17 protein-coding genes are annotated in these 20,483 nt (G+C 39.0%); 5 read left to right on the top strand and 12 right to left on the bottom strand.

The annotated features are described in order from the left end of the window. Positions 1–50 precede the first annotated feature (50 nt). Complete coding sequence (locus CLI64_RS18375; protein WP_103138557.1) at positions 51–3,278, bottom strand: glycoside hydrolase family 15 protein; 3,228 nt, start codon at positions 3,276–3,278, stop codon at positions 51–53. A gap of 499 nt (positions 3,279–3,777) precedes the next feature. Here CLI64_RS18375 and CLI64_RS31975 point away from each other — a divergent pair, with 499 nt between their 5' ends. Further along, complete coding sequence (locus CLI64_RS31975; RefSeq protein ID WP_264082456.1) at positions 3,778–3,912, top strand: hypothetical protein; 135 nt, start codon at positions 3,778–3,780, stop codon at positions 3,910–3,912. A gap of 52 nt (positions 3,913–3,964) precedes the next feature. On the opposite strand, the gene CLI64_RS30875 is transcribed toward CLI64_RS31975, so the two are convergent. The 3 genes from CLI64_RS30875 to CLI64_RS18365 all read right to left on the bottom strand — a co-directional run bounded on the left by CLI64_RS30875 (position 3,965) and on the right by CLI64_RS18365 (position 7,858). Continuing rightward, a complete protein-coding gene (locus CLI64_RS30875) occupies positions 3,965–4,111 on the bottom strand; it encodes a hypothetical protein (protein ID WP_157943296.1) in 147 nt (48 codons plus the stop codon). 194 nt (positions 4,112–4,305) lie between these two features. Further along, positions 4,306–4,824 carry a hypothetical protein gene (locus CLI64_RS18370; RefSeq protein WP_103138556.1) on the bottom strand — a complete coding sequence of 173 codons (519 nt, stop codon included), beginning with the start codon at positions 4,822–4,824 and terminating at the stop codon, positions 4,306–4,308. A gap of 1,438 nt (positions 4,825–6,262) precedes the next feature. Continuing rightward, positions 6,263–7,858: a hypothetical protein gene (locus tag CLI64_RS18365; RefSeq protein ID WP_103138555.1), complete on the bottom strand. Its 1,596-nt coding sequence runs from the start codon at positions 7,856–7,858 to the stop codon at positions 6,263–6,265. Between the two features lie 427 nt (positions 7,859–8,285). Between CLI64_RS18365 and CLI64_RS18360 the strand changes: the two genes are divergently transcribed. Next, positions 8,286–9,902, top strand: coding sequence for a glycosyltransferase family 39 protein (locus tag CLI64_RS18360; protein ID WP_103138554.1), 1,617 nt, complete (start codon positions 8,286–8,288; stop codon positions 9,900–9,902). Between the two features lie 511 nt (positions 9,903–10,413). Here CLI64_RS18360 and CLI64_RS18355 read toward each other — a convergent pair. Further along, on the bottom strand, positions 10,414–11,892 hold the full coding sequence (locus CLI64_RS18355; RefSeq protein WP_103138553.1) for a calcium-binding protein: 1,479 nt from the start codon (positions 11,890–11,892) through the stop codon (positions 10,414–10,416). A gap of 423 nt (positions 11,893–12,315) precedes the next feature. On the opposite strand from CLI64_RS18355, the gene CLI64_RS18350 reads away from it, so the two are divergent. After that, complete coding sequence (locus tag CLI64_RS18350) at positions 12,316–12,552, top strand: hypothetical protein (protein ID WP_157943295.1); 237 nt, start codon at positions 12,316–12,318, stop codon at positions 12,550–12,552. A 22-nt stretch (positions 12,553–12,574) separates the two neighbouring features. Here CLI64_RS18350 and CLI64_RS18345 read toward each other — a convergent pair whose 3' ends face one another. The 5 genes from CLI64_RS18345 to CLI64_RS18325 form a co-directional block, all read right to left on the bottom strand. Then, positions 12,575–13,015, bottom strand: coding sequence for a YidH family protein (locus CLI64_RS18345; RefSeq protein ID WP_103138551.1), 441 nt, complete (start codon positions 13,013–13,015; stop codon positions 12,575–12,577). 163 nt (positions 13,016–13,178) lie between these two features. Next, positions 13,179–13,886 carry a hypothetical protein gene (locus CLI64_RS30870; RefSeq protein ID WP_157943294.1) on the bottom strand — a complete coding sequence of 236 codons (708 nt, stop codon included), beginning with the start codon at positions 13,884–13,886 and terminating at the stop codon, positions 13,179–13,181. Positions 13,887–14,037: 151 nt separating this feature from the next. Beyond that, entirely contained in the window at positions 14,038–14,637 is a 600-nt protein-coding gene (locus CLI64_RS18335; protein WP_103138549.1) for a gamma-glutamylcyclotransferase, read from the bottom strand. A gap of 843 nt (positions 14,638–15,480) precedes the next feature. After that, on the bottom strand, positions 15,481–15,708 hold the full coding sequence (locus CLI64_RS18330) for a hypothetical protein (RefSeq protein WP_103138548.1): 228 nt from the start codon (positions 15,706–15,708) through the stop codon (positions 15,481–15,483). Between the two features lie 46 nt (positions 15,709–15,754). Further along, positions 15,755–16,003 carry a hypothetical protein gene (locus CLI64_RS18325; RefSeq protein WP_103138547.1) on the bottom strand — a complete coding sequence of 83 codons (249 nt, stop codon included), beginning with the start codon at positions 16,001–16,003 and terminating at the stop codon, positions 15,755–15,757. Between the two features lie 394 nt (positions 16,004–16,397). On the opposite strand from CLI64_RS18325, the gene CLI64_RS18320 reads away from it, so the two are divergent. Both CLI64_RS18320 and CLI64_RS18315 read left to right on the top strand, forming a co-directional pair. Further along, positions 16,398–18,761, top strand: coding sequence for a tetratricopeptide repeat protein (locus CLI64_RS18320; protein WP_103138546.1), 2,364 nt, complete (start codon positions 16,398–16,400; stop codon positions 18,759–18,761). Between the two features lie 46 nt (positions 18,762–18,807). Continuing rightward, entirely contained in the window at positions 18,808–19,008 is a 201-nt protein-coding gene (locus CLI64_RS18315; protein ID WP_103138545.1) for a hypothetical protein, read from the top strand. Between the two features lie 2 nt (positions 19,009–19,010). Here CLI64_RS18315 and CLI64_RS18310 read toward each other — a convergent pair whose 3' ends face one another. After that, positions 19,011–19,397: a hypothetical protein gene (locus CLI64_RS18310; protein WP_103138544.1), complete on the bottom strand. Its 387-nt coding sequence runs from the start codon at positions 19,395–19,397 to the stop codon at positions 19,011–19,013. A gap of 81 nt (positions 19,398–19,478) precedes the next feature. Continuing rightward, positions 19,479–20,345 carry a hypothetical protein gene (locus CLI64_RS18305; protein WP_103138543.1) on the bottom strand — a complete coding sequence of 289 codons (867 nt, stop codon included), beginning with the start codon at positions 20,343–20,345 and terminating at the stop codon, positions 19,479–19,481. Positions 20,346–20,483 lie beyond the last annotated feature (138 nt).

The following is a 20,483-nucleotide window of genomic DNA, read 5'->3' as shown; positions in this document are numbered from 1 at the left end:
TTTTCTCCCCCTGCACCCTGCACCCCTGCACCCCTGCCTCCCCTAAACCCCTAACTCTGAGGCTCAAATTCTTGGACAAACTCTGTTAAGAATCTAAAGGCCTTGAGAATATAGGTAGTACAATCTCTGGGGGAGGTGTTGTAAAAATGTCGCCATGCGCTGGCTTTATCTTCATCATAGCGATCGCCGCGTTCGGGATGTCCATCTAGCCAAGCTAAACGCACCGCGTGACCAATTAATACATCCAATACAATATATTCTTCAATTTGCAGATTGGGGTTTTTAGAGGCGATCGCGGCTAGTTCCATGAGTGCTTCAATGTTAACGTGGCGATATTCTGGGGCTTCAATCTTATTTAATAGATGTTCCACTAATAAAGCAAAATTCTTCTCCCCGGCTGTCATCTCAGATAACATGACATCGCTTTCTAAACGATTGCGACGCTCTAATTTATCGCCAATTACTAAACCTTTACAATGGTGCATTAATAACCAAACTTGCTGAAAGAAGTTTTTGGGGACGCGGCTGAGTGCGCCTTCAGCTTGACGGAAGCGTCGCCAACCACCCACAGGAATTTCCTGTGCTTCTGTTTCTTCGGTAATCACGGGTAACACTACCCAATCAATGTCACTTTCTTTTTGCTTGACGTGGAGTGATTCCTGCTGACGTAACAAACTACTCATCCCTGTGTATGCAGTCAATACTTGACGCAGACGGTTTTTCACTTCAAAGGGTGCAAGTTCCATTAACTTTTCATAGGCTTCATCTTGAGTGACGCGCAACTCTCGCGCTAGTTCGCTGGTAATTAATAAGATGAGATAACCTACTCTCAGGGTGAGTAATCCTTGAAATAATTCTGGCTCTGTTTTAATTAAGATACCCAAGTAAATTAAAATTTCTTGAGTTAAGACGCGATCGCGGATATCCTCACGACAGAAGTTATTAATCTTATCGAAAATTTCATTATGAGGCATGGGGACTGTAATTAGCGAGGCTTCACTATAAGCCCTACCCACGGCAATTTGTTTACCCCTAACCAAAATACTTGTCACCGCATCCGATAAGCCAATATCCACCATTTGCAATAAACCCGCCGCCCGACGAACTACCGCCCAATGGCCGTAATCCCCAGCTTTGGTGTAGACTTCATTGAGTAAATAAGCCACCGTTACAGGGTGATCATTCCCCCCAAAGCCTGTATCAAATTCTAATCCTTGCAAACGGGTCAAAGTCTGCAATAATTCAATTTGCTCATAGAGGTTTTCTGATGAACGCACAGATGACAATAATAAACTCAAGTTAGTTTCACATTCCATCTGGAATTCTTGAGTATGCCCTAAACGCCAGTTTTTACCAGGATGATACGCCAAATAATAGCAATGTGGTGCCGCATTTTGCATAGCTAACTGCGTAAAATCACCTGCGGGGAGAAAGTCTATCCTTTGAATTCCCGCCGTTAGCATCAGTTGATTGAGTTTTCCTAGTTTAACTTTTACACCATTACAAACACCTTCTTTTAACTCCTGCATCAGTTCTAATAAAGCTTGAGAACCAGTTTCTAAAATGGTGTGTGTCAACATTAAAGTTAAAGTTGGACGACCTAAATCACTCCAATATTTTTGAATATATGCCAATTCGCTTCTAATTTGATCTACCAAAAAATGATAATCCAGCGTTAAATAAAACTGCTGTGAGTCTAGAAATGATGGCAGAAATACCACTGTTTCGCCTTGGATGCGAAAAATTCGAGATGTAGTTAAACTGCGTAATCTTCTCACTGGTCGTCCAGTTAACCCCAGTTTATCATTGCGCCCAATTTGAGTATAAATATGGGAAAGTTCCCCTGCCTTTCTGACTTGAATGGGTTCTACTTGTTTGGGTGTTTGGGTTTCAATCCCATGTACTTCTAACTCTAATTGTAAATCTTCGTCTTCGGCTAATAGAGCAATCTGCACTAAAGCTTCCCGATTTTTCCCAACACACAAATGTCTCCCCAATGGGTCAATATCACCGATGGCTAATAACCCTTCACTCAACATTTGACCGAGAAAATATAAACTTTGCGCCCACACCAAGGGGATATTTTCATTCGGTAAACGTGGTTGACTTTGGGGGACTAATTTTTCGGCTTCGACGTTTTCCGTCGGCACATAATATAATTCTGGTAATAGCTGTAATCCATCTCGTTCAACTAATAAATTGGCTAGACTTTCTTGGTAAAACTTAACTTGTTTTTTATCACCACGAAATAACCCATCCAGGGCTAAATAAGTGAAAAATAACGGCCATTCACATTCAATATGCTCAAATTGTTTCAATTCCCAGGGTTCATAATGCAGCCGTTGAGTATCTTCTAAAACCGTTTGATGTCCATCCCGCAAAAAGCGTTTGCAACCGTATTTTCCTTGGAGTTTATTAATAATATCGTTGAGTGTGCGTTCTCTTAACTGCACATCTTCGACAGCAAAAGCCGGATAGCTAATAATACTTAATAAAGCCGCATCAATTTCTTTTGATGCCGATTCTCTCGGTAATAATGATTCTAAAGTAATCCGAGCGCGAGCAATTTCGTCTGGTAATACGTGAATAACAGAAGCTTGACTTCCCCTGACTCCAAATACATCTAGTCCGTTGATAGCTTCTAGCGCGGCTTTCGCCATCCCCACAGAACTGGTGTTTAACTCTGCGTTACCATGATTGATTTTATTTCCCCGTTCCCAAATACCATAATCGGGGGTGCGATAGGCGCGTCCAATGTAGTAAACCAGGTTTTGGACAAAGTTAACTTCGTCAATTGTATAAACGATCTGCAACCCAGAAGCCGTCATTTGTGCCAGCATCAATAAAAATATTGATGTCGCATCTAATTGCAGATGTCCCCATTCATCATCACCAACGACAATATCGCCGGTTGTTGTATTGTATTTGGCGTGTAAGCCATCTAGAAGTGATTGTGTGTGCTTAAATTGTTCGACTTTGTGGGCTTGTCGCATCATTGCAAACAATAATCCACGCATCAATTTAATCACACTGTGTTCTAATTCATAGGTGCGCCCTTTATCTTCATCTACCTTACGATATGCCAGGGCTAAACCCCAAACCGCCAAGATACTATAAACATTATCTCTCACCCAAGCATCTGTATAATCACCGTGGGCTGTTATGGCTGTGCTGGCTGGTAACAAGCCGGTAATAGGATTTTGACGCATCAAAATGATGCTTTTGATTTGCTGGTAGTAATACTCCAGACGGGCTTGTGATGTGTTGGCTGTTGTCATAATTCTATTAATAGCACCTTGCGGAATATCACCCTGTAGCCGTGAAGTCAATCAATATTTGGATTTTAGATTTTAGATTGATCCTGACCACAAGGGTGCAGGGCTTGGAGATGGAAAATTGACGACTTTAGATTTATTCCGCCCAAAAGGGGCAGGGCATGAACCCAAAAACCTCAATCCAAAATCCAAAATTTAAAATCTAAAATTCGGAGGGTCAATGGTAGATGCTACAGCTGAGGGTGTTGAGGATTTACTATTATCTCGCGTTAGTGAGCATTTGGTTGCAAAATTGTAAAGTAATTATAACTAAAATCTAAAAACTTTGTAAAATCTTTACCAATACCAATCAACATTGATACCAGATTTTTACATTTCTTTAGTTATATATAAGACACCAACAGATGTTGTCTAGTATCCGCAAGCACAAAGTCGATCAACGAAATTGTGAATTGGGTGAGATGTGTGTCAATGAATTAATCTAAATATGAGGATATGAGTTATGTCTTTACGTTATAACCAAAATCAAGCTCCGCTACTCAAGGTAGTTTATTCCCAAGTGAAAGTCAACGGCAAGTTGGAGTTAGTACCTTTAGAACTCTATGCAGATGGTTCACTCAAGCGGTCTGTAGTTTAATGTTGGGTGAATTCAAGGAAATGGGGAATGGGAAATGTTGGGTACTGTTCCCTTACATGACTAAAGCAGTAGAATCACCCACAAAAAAAGACTCAAGCTGTGCAGCAGTTAAGTCTCCTAGTAACAACAGTTCAATAACTTCATCCCCAGTGGTGAGAGTGCCACTACGGTAAAATTCATTAATGATAATTTTTGCCATACTTTTGCCTTTAGTTGTTAACTCATCCCTGTATTGTTCAGAAATTTTGCTTAACTCAAGGTAAAGATGAAGTAGGCATCTGTTTAAGCAACAAAAATAACAAAACCCCAACTCTTTTAACAAGTTGAGGATGCGGTTTTTCTCAAGAGTTGAGACTTAATTAGCTAGCAAATTACACAAAAACACCAGTTGATTTAATTTGATCCTCCCATCAGCACTGTTTCATCATCATCGTCATCATCTAAATATTCTTCTTCATCTGGTTCTTGGAAAGCTGCAATTACTTCTTCAATAATTTCTTGTGCTTCTTCTTCCTCCAGTTTTAACGCTTCCTGGAGTTTTTTCAGGTAAGGCTGTTTGGTGGTGGGTACTACTAGTTCCTCTTCGTCTATGAGTATAACTACAGCTGCTGCAAAACCATCCCATAGCATTTCTTCAGGTAAAGATTGAGTGGCTGTATTTAACAAAGTTCCAACCCCTTGTTCTGTGGCAATTGCTAGGAGTCCATCCACAGTTTCAATGATTTCATCTTCAGAATATTCTGCAAATACCTCAAACTCCCAAAGAATACTGGCTAAATCTTCGGCATCTACCTCTTCAATTGTAGAATCAGCGATCGCAGTTGCAACCGCGATCGCCGCTACAGCTTCCTCTGCATTCAATGGTTCTGCTGTGGCGTTTTTCGCCTCAAAAATCTGATCATAATTGCTCATAATTACTCCCTTTCACTCACGGAATTATACAAACATTTAACAAGCGATCGTACATAAAACCTGGGGTTACACAAAATTGGTATTTGTACGGTCATAGCAAATCATTACTACCATACCGCCTTGCCTTTATTCTCTAGCAGGTGAAATATTTCTCTGAGAATATTTACTCTCATTAGTCATGAGTTTTTTCCCTCCACTCAATCCCTTTTGAGTATATTTACTAAATAAAATTTTGAATTATATTTTTTGTTAAGTTTCCCTAGATTGGTCTAATATAGAGAAACGGTAGTTCACAACATAGCAATAGCACTCATTCAAGAGGCTAAGGAACGCTAACTGCCAAGTTAAGGTTGCTCATGAAGTAGAAACCAAAATTAAACGTCAGCGTATATTTAAGTGGCTCGTCCACTGCCAATCTTAGCTCAGAGCGATCAACGCTTAATCTGGTTCAACTACTGACAAAACGGCAATTTTAGGCTAGTAGCGTTACTCTGGCTGTGGTTAACAGCTAGTCATCTATAAGACTAGTGAAAAATCTCATAGCTAGCCGTTCTCCTCAACAGAGTTGAGGAATATTAATCAATAAAGAAGTCATAAGGAACTACTTCCTGATTTTGATCACCAAAACCAGAATTTTTCTTGAATTTTCTGGGGCTGGCGAATATTCATAGGAATATGTTCTTAGCGCATCTTGAGATTGATGATTTAGCAGGAGGGAATTATTTCCCGAAATCCATGCTATAGCTACATCTATTTGTTAGATCAATTCATGATCAGCTGTCACGCATCTAACTTACACAGCTTTTATTTTTATGATGAGCTGTTGACTGTTGAATGTTAATGGTTAATAGTCAACAAATTTCATGGGTAGTTGTGTAATTTAAAACGTCATAGCCGAAATATCCTCTGGAGTTAATTTCACTGCTATTAACTCTCAAAAAACGCTAATGAGAAAGAGTTTGACTTATTTCTTTCCCATTGTGCTAGCGCATCACTGCACTAGTTTGAGGCGTAAGCGAGGAACTAATTTAATTTATTGATCTCATTTTCTGAATTTCATCCCTAACTAGGAATGAAGGTTTGTTCTTGCGGCATTTCTGTAGAGAAATGTCCTAGACTCACGCATCACTGCTTCCATTGTTTGACTCCTCACACCCTCACAACCTCATCAGAATGCTATGAATGATTTTAAATTTATCTTGACTGTCTGTATTTCGGCAGTAGCTTACCTAGCCAGCGTTTACCTATTGATTTCATTGTCACAAAACTCAAATGAGTACACCGACTGAGTGGATTATTAATATATAAATTAAGGTAATCATTGCTTTAATTTATAAACATCATGTTGAATTTATGAGTAACATAGTGATTTAAACCCGGTTTTACAGCCGGGTTTATAGTAGGGAAGTAAAAATTTCCCAATCAAAAATTAATATAATCAACCATTGTCTTGAACTTCAGATTTTGCTGCCGAGGAGGGACGTTTACCAGAATTACGGACATTAATAAATCTACCAATTAACTCAAACCAAAAAGGCGCACCCATTGATATAGCAATTCCACTAATTAACCAGCCAAAACCCATCGTCAAATAACTATTAATTAAGGCTGGATTTTTCTGAGATTTTTTAGTCCCCAATTGCTGCTCTAAATTAACCTGATTCCAGCCGATTGGTAAGGTAATTTCCTCTATAATATTATTAGTTTGGGCTTGCAAACTCTTGATTTCTGCTGGCGAATTCACACTATTAGACTGTACTACTTGTCCAGCATTATTCACGATCGCTGTACGAATAGCCGCATCTTGAGATAAAATGCTGACAATGTGAAATGTATCGACATTGGCAATAACAGCGATACTAATCCCAATTAACAGTGCCACACCTTTAGCATTACGTCGATAAACTCCAGATGCTCTTTCCATTGAATTATCGAAGGTAGTGGCGATTTCTTGACGGAGGATATTAATACCTTCTTCTGTAGATTTCGCCTGAATTTGAGCGCGTTTCGCCAATGAAGCCATGTTGTCAATCACTGATGGTGGTAGCTTTTGAGTGAATGTTTCTAGTTTTTGACAAAGATATTGAAATGTTTGATAGGCTTCACTGTCTTTATCTTGAAATTCACTGATAAATTCTTGATGGATGGTACTACCTACATTCATTAGTTGTACTACTTCATGGATGTTAGGACGTAATCCTTGTAAACAAATAGTTGCTTCAATATCATCAAAGATATCTTTCCTAAATAGCTTTAATCGCTGGAGTGTTTTATTAATTAATGGATGTTCTGGTATATCTAGTTCAAAAAATCCAATGAATTTATCTAAACTCTTAGCCAGCCGATTGACGCTAGTAGTTAAATCAGTTTTATTTTTTTGGTAGTCACTAATAATATTTTTGAATTCTCTTTCTAGTTCTCGAAAATCTTGGTCAATATTATCTAAAAATTTCTGTACTTGTTCATCTGCATCATATGTTTGTTCTCGCAAACTAATTAAAATATTTTGTAGGCTATTAAATTGTTGATGGGCAAAATTGATTAACCTTGATTCTGTAAGCTTGTCTACCAGTTGAGGAATACCTAAAGTTTCCATGAGAGTGGTAGCAAAAGTATCAGCAGGAATGTATGAAGGCGCACTCCGTTTTTCAAATTTGGGTTTTCCCTGAGAATTTTTCGTATATCCAAAAATGCTATTAGTCCGCTTTTTTCCAGATAGCGATAATTTTACTGGAAGATTGGATATAAACCAAATTAGCTTACGAGGTAAAACAGTGAGAAAGCCTTTAGCTTCTTGATTGACACTCTTAATTAAAGGATGATCATATAACTCATTCACTAGTTCAATGATGCTGTCTTCTTCCGATTGATGGACATTACCAGCAATGAGAATTTCAATAGATTTTTTTAAATGTACTGCACGCCATTGCAATACAGTAGTAATCAGTTCTTGAATTTCTGATGCTAATAAACTTAAGATTAAGTAAATAAATACTAATCCAATGGTAATATCTAGTATCAAAGGTAAAGTCATGGATAGATGCCTCCAGGGGTAAGTAGCAAATTCTAGTACAGCTAAGACATAAATAAAGGAACTAATTAAAATAGGTGAAAAGCTTAATTCATCAATATTCTTTCTTTGTCTTTTTGAGCCTAGTTGGCAATAGTTGTATCATTTTTAGCCTAAAATGAGTGTTAAATAAGTTGAATCAAATTTCTGGTATTTTTCCCAAAAAAATAATCGCTGCTCAGAGAAAATTAAGCTAACCTGGGAATTTAGATTTGTTCAGTACAGAGGTTTAGACTGGGTGGAAAAATTAGAGACGTTCTTGGCAATGTCAGGATAAAGTGGTTTTTGGCTATAACAGCACTCCTGAACCCACGATGGTTTTTCACCCCTGAATTCTGAGTTCTGAATTCTTCTTCAACGAGCAAGCTAGTAAAATGATGATCTATAGAATATGCGAGAAGGAAGCTTTATTTGGGGTCATCTAGAAAGACAGCACCGCACGGCTGAAAAATGGATTGACTGGTTATGGTTAGTAGTGTTGCTAATAGCAGCATTGTTGCTATTCATCGTGAATTTAGGCGACTTGCCGTTGCGAGACTGGGATGAAGGAACTGTGGCACAGGTGGCTAAGGAGATTTGGCGCGCCTCTGCTGATGATCTGCGTTGGTTATACCCAACTTTGGGAGGAGAGGCTTACCATCACAAGCCACCTTTAGTTCACATTCTGATTGCTGGTGCTTATTCTCTAGGCGGCGTGAATGAATGGACGACACGCTTACCAGGAGCAATTTTAACTTCTTTATCAGTACCTTTACTGTATTGGTTAAGTCGTGAGATATTTCGCTATCGTTGGGCAGCAGTTTATAGTGCTTTAGTGTATCTGACGATGCTACCTGTGGTGCGTCATGGCAGGTTAGCCATCTTAGATGGGGTAGTAGTCAGTTTCTTCTTGGTGATGATGTTGTGCGTATTGCGATCGCGCCGAGATTTACGCTATTGCTTGGGTATAGGCTGGAGTTTTGGGTTGATTTGTCTCACCCAAGGACTGATGGGTGTAGTTTTGGGTGTTGTAGCGATCGCTTTTTTATTTTGGGATACCCCCAGATTACTCAAATGTCGCTATTTTTGGCTAGCGGTTGGCTTCGGGACGTTACCTGCACTGGGTTGGTATACCGCACAAATACTACACTATGGTCAAGATTTTATTCGCAATGGCTTATTCTATCAACTCCTGAATTACAGTACATTTACCCCTAATCATTCCCCTGCACCTTGGTTTTATGTCCTAGAACTACTCAAATGGACTTGGCCTTGGTTAATTTTTTTACCACAAACTGCCCGTCTAGTGTGGGAAAATCGCAACATGAGTTGGGCAAGACTAACTCTAGTTTGGGGAGGCGTTTATTTACTGCTGATTTCTCTGATTGGTGCTAAATATTCTTGTTATGTCTTGCCGATTTACCCTTGTTTAGCTTTGGCTTTCGGGACTCAGTTAGCAGAAATCGAAAACTTACCGTTATTTTCTCAATATCCCCGTGGTTGGGTAGTGGGGTTATCAATGTTGGCTGTCGTTGCTTCTTTTGGCAGCATTTACTTTAGTTGGGGAACACATCTTAAAACTGACTTGCAGCTAATTTTTGCAGCTTTTGCTTTAACGATGACACTAGCGGCGATTTTGGCTGAACGGGGTGATGGACAATTTCTCAGAATTTTATTTTGGGGAACTTATATATCGCTATTACTGTTAATGAAATCTCATTACTGGGTGTGGGAATTGTGGGAAGCCTATCCAGTGAAACCAGTTGCACATATGATTAACCGCGTCAACCCAAATGTTAGTAAAATTTATACATCCTTTCCAGAACATCGTCCCTCACTAAACTTTTATAGCGATCGCACCATCATTCCGGCTTCCTTCCCGGAACTGCAAAATTATTGGCAAGACAACAAAAAACCCTACATCCTGATCCAAGCATCCGATGCTAGAAAACTCCAGTTAGATTCTATGCAGTTAGTTGACGAAGTTGGCGACTGGAAATTGATCACTAAAGAGACAAATTTGAAATAGTTTGTAATTGAATGAGTTGGGGTTTGCATCCTCAACTCATTCAAGACCGCTAGATTGAAATTTTAGCGTGAATTCGATGACCTCTCCCCAAACCCCTCTCTCTTGAAAAGTTCTGTACGGAGGAAACCTCCGCACCCTGCGGGAAGCAAGCTACAGACTTTTCGCTCCGACGCGGAGAGGGGCTTAAATATCTTGAGACTTTAACGAGAAATGTGGGTTTTAAAGCCTCTCTCCTTGCAGGGGAGCCAGTGCGTTGCGGGGGTTTCCCCCGTTGTAGCAACTGGCGTGATACCATTTCACGAAAAATCTGATACAGATGTAAACCCTAAAATCCTTGCTACATCTAAGTTTTTTAATTGCGAATTGCGAATTGCGAATTGTGAATTGGTATGAGAGGTACTCTACGAGAAGAGCTTCGCTCTATGGAGAGGGGTTAATTCATCGAACTCCAACGTAGGCGCGCGTTAATTACGAATTACGAATGATGAAAATGCTTCTGTCTGTCGTCTTTCTAGACAAAGTGGATGTCGCTGACGCTGTAGCTAGTGGAAAAGATGGAAATGACATCAAAACCAGCAAATATAGGAGAGGATGCCAAATTCTGACTAGACGCATCGTAGACACCATTGGCTTTCACAATCTGATTTGCAGTTGCTACTAACACAGAATCATCAAAGGTTTTACTGCTATCGAATAGGAATGGACTGGCGATCGCAATATAATTACTACCGAAGATATAACCGTCTAGCTTTTTGAGTTGGATTTGATCCTGACCAGTTTGAAAATCAGTAATCAAGGCAAAGTCATTCAAACCTGCGAAACCGCCACCGCCTACATAATAGGGATTTTTCGCATCTCCTAAGACGAATTTATCAGGATCTGCTCCTCCGGTGAGGGTGTCTACTTCATTAATACCTGGTTGGAGACTGTTAGGATCAACGCCGATAATGGTATCTTTACCACCAAGACCAGAGATTTGATCATTGCCTCGACCACCAATCAATAAGTTACCTTGGTTATTACCGACTATGGTGTCAGCTTGGGAAGTGCCAGTGACGTTAACAAAGTTTTGAACGTTAAAGTTCAGTGTGCCTAACACTGGAACACCGTTAACGACGAGACTATTAGTAGAGAGATTGACGTTAAATGATGTGGTTGTGCTAGTGCCGGTAGAACCGTCAATGGTGTTGGCTTGACCTCTTGCACCGATGATAGTTTCAATGTTGAGGATTTGATCTATACCTGCTACGCCTTTATTGACAATACCAGCCGCTTGTAAGGTGATTGCAGTACCTAAATTACTATAGTCGGCTGTATCAAAGTCAGCACCACCATCGAGGGTGTCGTTACCAGTACCGCCGATCAGGATATCATTACCAGCCCCGCCTTGTACGATATCGTTACCGTCACCCAGTCGGGAAGTTGCAAGACTATTTTTACTTCCTCCACCTATGACATCATCACCAGCACCACCTTGTATGGTGTCATTACCGTTGAGTCCAAAAATTTCGTCGTTACCTTGACCACCAATTAGCAGGTTATTGTTGTTATCACCGATGATGCTATCGTTTTGTGCAGTACCGATAACATTTACAAATCTCTCCACTCTAAAATTCAATGTGCCGATGGTGGGAACTCCATTCACTATCAGACTGTTAGCTGAAAGATCAACCCTAACAAATGTAGTAGAACCTGTGGTGGTGGAAGCATCTATAGTATTAGCTTGTCCTTTCGCGCCAATTATAGTTTCAATGCCATTGAGTGTATCTGTTCCGACTTTGCCTTTTTGAACAATACCCGTAGCCTGTAAAGTAATAGCTTGACCTAGTTCACTGTAGTCAACAGTATCAATTCCTGTATCCCCAACTATGAAATCATTGCCTGCACTACCAATAATTCGATCATCTCCTTGCAAAGCAACTATTAGATCGTCAAACGCAGTACCAACAAGTAGATCATTAAATGGTGTGCCGATAATGTTGTTATACACGTCGCTATTTTTCCTTTAAATTCAGTTGAGGAACACAAATATTTGTGAGCAGTTTTAAAGATATCAGAATTAGGTTAACGATTTGATACAATCTCGTTAAAAATAAAACCATCTACAGAGTTCTTCTGATTTTCAATGCTATGGATTTCCTCGCGATCGCTTCATCATTACCACGGAAAACTAGATATCTCTCACACAGTTTCTTCTGAATTAATGAGCTTTGAAACTAAATTCCTGTAATCATGCAATTTATCTCTGTTTAAAGAAAATTTGCGATAAATCATTTGTTACATAATTTAGCAGATTTAGAAACGTCAAAGCATGAATCCGCCGTGTTTCACTTCATAATTATTAGCAGAATTTTATACTTTTAATAATAAGAGAACGAAAAAACTAGCGATAATCAAAAGTATATTTAGCTATGTGCCGAAGAGCAAAGAGGCTGATATGAAACCGATAGAAGTGAAAACTACAGAAGGTGTTCATGTAGAGATCAATCCTAATGCTATTTCTGAAATAGTCGAAGTGGAAGAAGAACAGCCTGGATTTTTAATTTTTCCAGGAAAAGAAGCTGTTTATGAAATCCATATGGTAGACCGAGAAGTTTACCGCGTGACTCAAGAAGAGCATGAAAAATTCAAGGCTTCCGCAGATGATTAGAGGCGATCAAACATAGAACTGCTTACTGTTCAAAATCACGAGATTGGGGTTGTAGAGGAGCAGAAGGACGAGACGGAAGATGATTTCGCAACAGTAGCAAAGGAATACTTAGCAATCCTAAAATCATGACTGTTCCAGTCATTAACCACACTCCCCAACGCTGGGGTTGATAATCACTGCGTTCGATTTGCCAAAATACCTGATTGTAACGCCACGCAGCCAAGCCAATAGTAATTACACCAAAAACCACAAGAAAAATCCCTAAGTTTTCTGAATTAAACCAGGGATTAACAGGTGTTTCTTTTTGTGTAATTGCAAAATTCAGTTGACGTAAAAATAACCCAAAACGAGCGATCGCAAACCCAAATCCAATTAAAGCGATAGAAGTGCGTAACCAAGCCAGAAAAGTCCGTTCGTTGGCTTGGTGTTCCCGTTGACGATCAACTTTTGGCGTTTTACTCATTGTTTAAGGGTATAGGGGTTTAAGGGTGTGAGGGTTTAAGGGTATAAGGGTATGAGGGTTTGCTTTATATTCACCACTCATTACCCATTACTCATTACTCATTACTTATTACTTATTACTTATTACTCACCACTTACCACTCACCACTTACCACTCACCACTCCTAATATCTTTCCGTTACTTGCACACGAATACGAGAGGTGGGACAACGCCAATCATCACCGGAGACATTTTGACAACCAGCTCTTTGCATAGCATCATAAGGTACACCAGGAGCAGAATAACGCCATCTTCCTTCCGGTGTCGGCCCAGAGCGTGCGCGTAAGTCTATATACCTAACTCCACGGTTGCGATCGCGATCGCGGGAATCTCTCCACTGATCCCGTCTTTCATCCCGAATCTGCACACGGATGCGCCGACTAGGACAACGCCAATCATCACCAGAGACATTTTGACAACCAGCTCTTTGCATGGCTTCATAAGGTATACCAGGAGCAGAATAACGCCATCTTCCTTCCGGTGTCGGCCCAGAACGTGCGCGTAATTCTATATACCGTCCCCTACCTCTTCTGTCTCGATTACCTTCCCAATCGTCCCTGTCGTAGACATCATAGCGATTATCTCTATCATCATCGTCATCTCTGTCATATCGATCATCTCTGTCATTTCTATCTCTTCGATATCGACAAATTCTCGCCGCATCCCTTGTGGAAACACCACGATCTCTGAGGTCTTGGATACAATTTCCTAATGACTCTTCGGCGAAGGCTGGCTGTTGTGGTAACAATAGCTCTGTGGATGCGATCGCACTGCCTAGTGAGGCTAGAGCAAAGATAGATGCGTTAGCAATATTTTTAAGTTTTAAGAACATAGTCTTACTCCTCACCACATGGAAATGTGGCGAATATTTGGTTGTTTCTAGAATCTACTTTGGGTCTGTTTTGAGACTTCCTACAAATGGATCACCCGATTGGCTGATTTTGTTGCCGATTTTAATAACTTTTAATACTTACGTAAGTATCTCAAGCTGATTCCCTCAATTGTCGCTCTTGATTTCGTTGTTGTAGATTATACATATGATTAAATAAGTGCCAGCAATATTCCTCCGGTAGTCCGCAGGTAACTGCACCACGCAGTACAACGTTAAAGTACCAGTCATTAGGTGCGGCTTCTTCTGCTAGCTTGTCTACTACTATGTAGGTGCGAACATCTTGATAAACTTGGTCTTGACAGTGAATATTGACTAATTCGTGACGATAAAGACCTTGTGCTACGCCTTCCCGTTTATCTAAATATTCACTGAGTCGCCAAGGTAGTTGATACAGTACACCCTTGACGCTGGCTTTCGGGTCTGGAACTATATCCAAAACACCACATTTGCGAGTTGGGGAATAGACATAAAATCCTAGTCTGTAACCTTGTAAGATACTGGGGCCGATTACATAATGATGGGTGTTTTCTCCTAGCGATCGCTTCAAATCCACTGGACACATACACGATCCGTAGGCGAAATAGTAAAACGTCGGCTCTTTTGGTAGCGGTTGTGGCAATTTTGGCTCTAACTTTACAGGATGATGAGATTGTACCCAAATGTGGTGTTGATGTCCGCTTTGATGACTCATGTATCCCTAGAAGTATTTACTGCTAGTCAAGATTTTAGTACATAAGCATTTAAAATACAACTATATCCTGATAGACAAACCGTAGTTTGTTGAGCAATTCATAATTGTAAAATAATTTTGTATATCATTGCGTTGATATGAAATCAACAGCAATGAGTAAAAAAATATATGATAAATAGATATTTTGGATATTGACAAAAATCATTTATTTCTTATTAAATTCCTAATTTATAAGACTTTGATTTAAAAGCTTAACAACTTGATCAGCTTCGATTTATAAAACTTAAAACATCAAGTTTATAGGCGAAAAAACATTTATAGGCTGTTAGCAACGATAGATGTTTCATAAATTACCAATAACTATTTCTAAAGACATAATTCTGGTAATTATGTCTAAAATCATAGGATTTAATACTTGCTTTTTAGGACTTAATTGCTAACAATAAAAGAGGGATTTAACAATCTCATAGTCAACTTAAGATCATTTGACCCTTCTACCCTAGTCCGCTCAAGCGGACTTTTTTTATTTATTCAGCGATTTGAAATACTCACTCCAACAGCACTGCTGAACCTCAACACGATATATCTCAGGCTTTAATACAAGCTAAAGTTTTGTGAGAAAATAGAGGCGATGAATGGAGCGATCGCCTAAAATTCTATGGATCATGATTTACTAGCCTTCTTTGCAGGTGTGGCTTTATTAATTACCTATCTGATTTTTTCAGCGTTAACAGAAATGGGGACTAAACTTCCCTGGAAGAAATGAACAAAACTAGGTAAGGACTGTATCCAGCGTTTTTATATTGAATACAAGTCCCCTCTTCATCGTCTGATCAATCCTAACTAACGCAGAGATTCAAATAAAACAGTGACAGTAATTAAGCACAAAAGTATCACACCCAACGGTACAAATAAATGCTGCAAAACAAAGATTAGTGCAGGAAGAATATGTAACGCGCCTAAAGCATGAGAAAGGGCGTAAACAATAACAAAGCCAAACAACATCAACAGAAAGTATTTCAGTGACTTAGAAGTAAAACGGAAGAGAATCGTGTCATGATGGGTATTCATAATTGCACTCCTGGAAAATTGTCGGGAAGAAACTAGAAATATTCGATTATTGCTGTTGAGATGTTACTTGTTGCTGTTGATTGTCGTTGTTTTGTTTATCTAACATTACAATCACTTGAAAAGCGATAAATAGAGATAACAACAGCAGCAAGAATGAACCAAACCCAGAAGGATGTCGATTAATTTCTCTCTCTACACCACATTTGAGACAAACATATCTGTTGGCATTCTTGCTATCTTGAGCAAAAGGGCAATAATTATGATTGCAATCGTGATGACAATCTTGATTCAACATTGTTGAAACTCCTGTAGGGTGAAGACTGACATACTGTTTCAAAACACTCTCTACAGAATCTAGTTAGTTAATGCTGACTACCTATTGAGTAAACGCTACTGTTATTTATTATTTAGTTGTGCTAGAGAACATTAATTATTCAGTTGTGATTGCTCATTATTCAATTCAGACTAGTAGCAATTTGCATCTTTCCTCAACCACATCTACTGGGCAATTAACTTAACCTGCCTGTATTGATTACAAGCATAATACAAGCGGATTTTATTTTCAGTATGATTCGGTATGATTCAGTATATTCCACTAAGTAAGAAAAAGTAGTTTATGGTACGGAGACGGGAAGAGAATTAGTAAAAATATGAGTATAATAAACCAACAATGATACAGACAATGATCGATGGGTGCAGAAGAAGCCTTAGAGCTTTTGGATAAATTAGTTCTTGATCAAACCGGTAAACGTCTCGACAATGTTCAAAGGGATATCCTGCGTTATCTTTGGGAGGATAGAAGAAATACATATAAAAACATAGCTAAACTTTGTCGTTACACAGAAGGACACGTAAAAGCAGTTGGTGCAGAATTATGGCGAATGCTTTCCGAGGTTCTGGGAGAACAAGTCACAAAATCAACTTTTCACACAGTTGTGCAGAGATTTTACAAATCGCAACTGCCCCAAAGAACGACAACTATTGTAAATCCAGCTCTTAATAATGGCAAGTCACAAGAAACAGAAGAGCATTTTTTGGGTAGAGAACGTGAAATTACTGAACTCAACACCCGTGTTAATTGTGGTGCGAAAATTATTTTAATTCAAGGTCAAGGTGGTGTCGGTAAAACTACCCTAGCACGTAAGTATCTCGAAACACAGGGTTTTTACTTACTAGAACTATGGATGGCGCAAGAAAGCCAAAATATCGTCACTGTTGAAAGTGTCGTAGAGGAATGGCTGCGGGGAGATTTTAACGAAGAACCCGGTAAAGAGTTTGGGATTAATCTGGAAAGACTGAGGCGCAAACTTCGAGATCCTAAGAGAAAAATTGGCGTTCTGATTGACAATTTAGAATCAGCCTTAGATCAAAACGGCTGTGTGATTCCTGAACATCGTCCTTACGTAGAACTGTTTAGAGTATTAGCAGACCCCACAGTACAATCTGTCACATTAATTACCAGTCGAGAACGTCTGTATGAATCTGGTGTAGATGTTGATTGTTATTTTCTCACAGGCTTAGACCAGTCAGCTTGGGAGCAATTTTTTGCTATTCGTCAAATTCAAGTTAGTTCCAATGCACTCAGGGAAATGTGTCAAGCTTTTGGCGGTAATGCGAAGGCGATGAAAATCATCACTGGTACAATTAGGACGGATTTTGAGGGTAATGCAGATATTTATTGGCGAGAAAATCGAGGTAATTTATTAATTGAGCGTGGGTTGGAAAACTTAGTATCTAGTCAGTTTAAACGATTGGAACAAATGGATAAGGCAGCTTATAAATTGCTTTGTCGCTTAGGTTGTTATCGTTATCAAGATATCAATCATGTTAGAATAACAGGCTTAGAATGTTTGCTGTGGGATATCTCAGAACCACAACACAGAAGAGTGATCAAGTCTTTATTTGATCGTTTATTGATAGAATGCCGTAAAGGGAAATACTGGTTACATCCTGTAATTTGTGCAGAAGCGATCGCTAGATTAAAGCAAAGTGGAGAATGGGAAATCGCTAACCGCAAAGCCGCAGAGTTTTGGACTAACAGCGTTACCACAGTCACAGAACCACAAAATGCGCTGATGGCACTAGAAGCTTATCACCATTATATGGAAATTGGAGATTTTGAAGCAGCCGCCAATGTGATTATTCAACGCCGACCGAATAGATGGGATAATAGCTTATCTTTGGGTGTATTGTTCAGTCGCCTTGGTCTTTTAGAAACTTTAATTGGTGCGATCGCTCCCCTAATTCCTCATTTAAAATCTGATTATCATCTGAGTGTTCTGTACAATATTTTAGGCAGAGCATATCACCAAGTGAGTAACATTTCCGCCGCACAAACAGGTAATATTTCTACAGCCATTGAGTTTCATCATAGAGCCTGCGAAATTGCGACTAGATGTAATTTTGTGCAGGAAAAAATATCTAGTATGTTTAATTTAGGTCTATGTTACATAGATTTGTGGGAGGTAGAAAGAGCCACTCATATTTTGCATTCAGTCAGAAACATGGTAATTAAGGATGATGATTATTACCAATATGTAGTGTATTGTTTATGCTGTTTAGCTTATTTAGATTCATCTGTCGGTTTTAATCAGAATATCACTTCGATGTTAGAAGAGGTAAAAAAAGGCTTATCCAGTGAAAAATTAACCTCTTGGGGTAGAGGAGTCAGCCTATTATTTATCAGCTTAACCTACAAAAATTTAGGTATGATTGAAGCTGCCCTAGAAACTTGCAGTCAAGCTATTCAACATTGTCAACATAATCAGTTTTCCGTTTTAGAAGCAAGAGCTACATCTTGTCTAGCCGCACTGTATCGAGAACAGGGAGAATTTACAATGGCGATAAGTAAACATCAAGAAGCCATCGCCAATATGAATAAGGTGGCTGATAAGTGTAACTTAGCCAAAGCCCACTATCAGTTAGGTTTGACTTATCAAAGAATCGGTGAGACACGAGAGAGTCTAGAGAATTTTAACAGAGCGATCGCTCTATTTAACGATATGCCAGCACCCAAACAAGTTGAGAAAGTGAGAAAAGCAATGGCAAAATAGTTATTGGTCAATAGTTATTAGTCATTAGTCATTAGGGGCGGGTTCTGTGAGAGGCTTACGTTGTCAAACAGATATTTTGGTTAAACCCGCCCATACATTAGTTCATAGTCGTCTTACTATATCCTTAACCTTCAAAATGACTAAACCACCAGATAATCAAATTAAAATCGAAGCGGGGACAGTAGTTTTGATCATATCGGTTCTGATACTTTTACCATTGCTGTTTGCTGGGTTTTTCCTACAATAACATCATGTCAAAATCCTTCTCAGGAAGCTGAGGGACTTGATAATAAAATCTATCCGTTCTTGAGTTTTAGCGGCGGTTTTAACTTCGCCTAGAATTTTCCGCATCTCCTGTAAGTTGTCTTGATTCTTTCCTATGAGAATCGGACGTAAAATTGCAGACGTTACGCTGTCTAGAGCTTGTGTACACTCTTGTTCAGCGTCTTTGAGTTTGTCTGCTTCTCTCCATTTATGATTTTTACGTGCATCTGTCCGTTCAAATTGTAGCTGTGACCGAATATTTTCTAAATCAGATGCAATTTGACGCAGTTGTTCGATATCTATGTCTGCATCTGGCTTGATTTGCTCTACGATAGTCTGCAATTTCTCAACGATTTCATCATTGGTAGACATACAAATTTTTATCCTATTTAATTGAGTTATTCACGATGTAGAAAGATAGGGCTAAAGCCCTTACTACAAACCTTTATTTAATTATCCTAATTTTTGACACAATTTCGGCTGTGAAGTGGGTGTTAGTCTAGTTTTAATGGAAACGTCCCGCAGGAAATCTCGCAAAGTTGGATCTGAATTAATCGTGGTTTCTAAAGTCTTCATTTTTGTTAACGCGGAACTATAATCTTTACCTGTAAGACTAGATGTTACACCAACGATTTGAGTGACTCTCGTAGCAATAACCTCGAAATCTAAGTCAGAGTATTCATCAATTAATTTCGATAGTTTACTGCCAGTATCTGCGGCTATGACTAATTGAGTGATAGAATCTTCAATCAATTTTTTCTCAGCCGCATTAATTCTTAACCACTCATCAATTTGTTCTGCAACTTGGCGTTTAATTTCTGCGGTATTCGTGGTGTTGTCAGATGACTCTGCATCACGATATTGTTGTTTTAAATCTTGTAATTTCAAGCTAATTAACACCCGTCGTGGATTGCTTGGTTTTGGTGGATTTGCTTGAATTTCTTTGGCTAAGAGTAACATTTTTACAGTTAAACATCTAGCAGGTTGTGTAGTTTTAGCAACTATTTGGGAACTGCCATAATCAATATTTTCTAAATTTTTAAATATCTCTAATGCTGTATCATATTCTGCTGTTAAGTCATCTAAATCTCGTTCCACTGCTGATGGTGGTTTATCTGTTGTATCATCTTGGGTAATAATTTTATTGACTTGGTTAATGTTGCTAAAATCGATGCCATTATCGTCCAACAATTGTTCCGTAATGTATTCACGAGATACGGAAGTTTCTAGAGGCACATTACCCAATGTGTAAATTTCTTTAACTGATGTTATGGCTGCAATGACTTGCTCATGAAATTTCTCCGCAGTTACTCTCAGCATTGCTCGTCTTTTTGGTGTGCAGCTACTCAAAGTCAAGCTGACGCTAATAGTAATACCTAATGTAAAAAGTCGGTGCAGAAATTTTTTTTTAACATGGGTTTGATTAATAAATCAGCTATTTCTAGCTATAAACATGAA

Origin of the sequence: Nostoc sp. CENA543 (genome assembly GCF_002896875.1) — a bacterium.
GTDB lineage: Bacteria > Cyanobacteriota > Cyanobacteriia > Cyanobacteriales > Nostocaceae > Trichormus.
The sequence above is the reverse complement of the archived record's forward strand: the minus strand, read 5'-3'. Positions and strand labels throughout refer to the sequence as shown.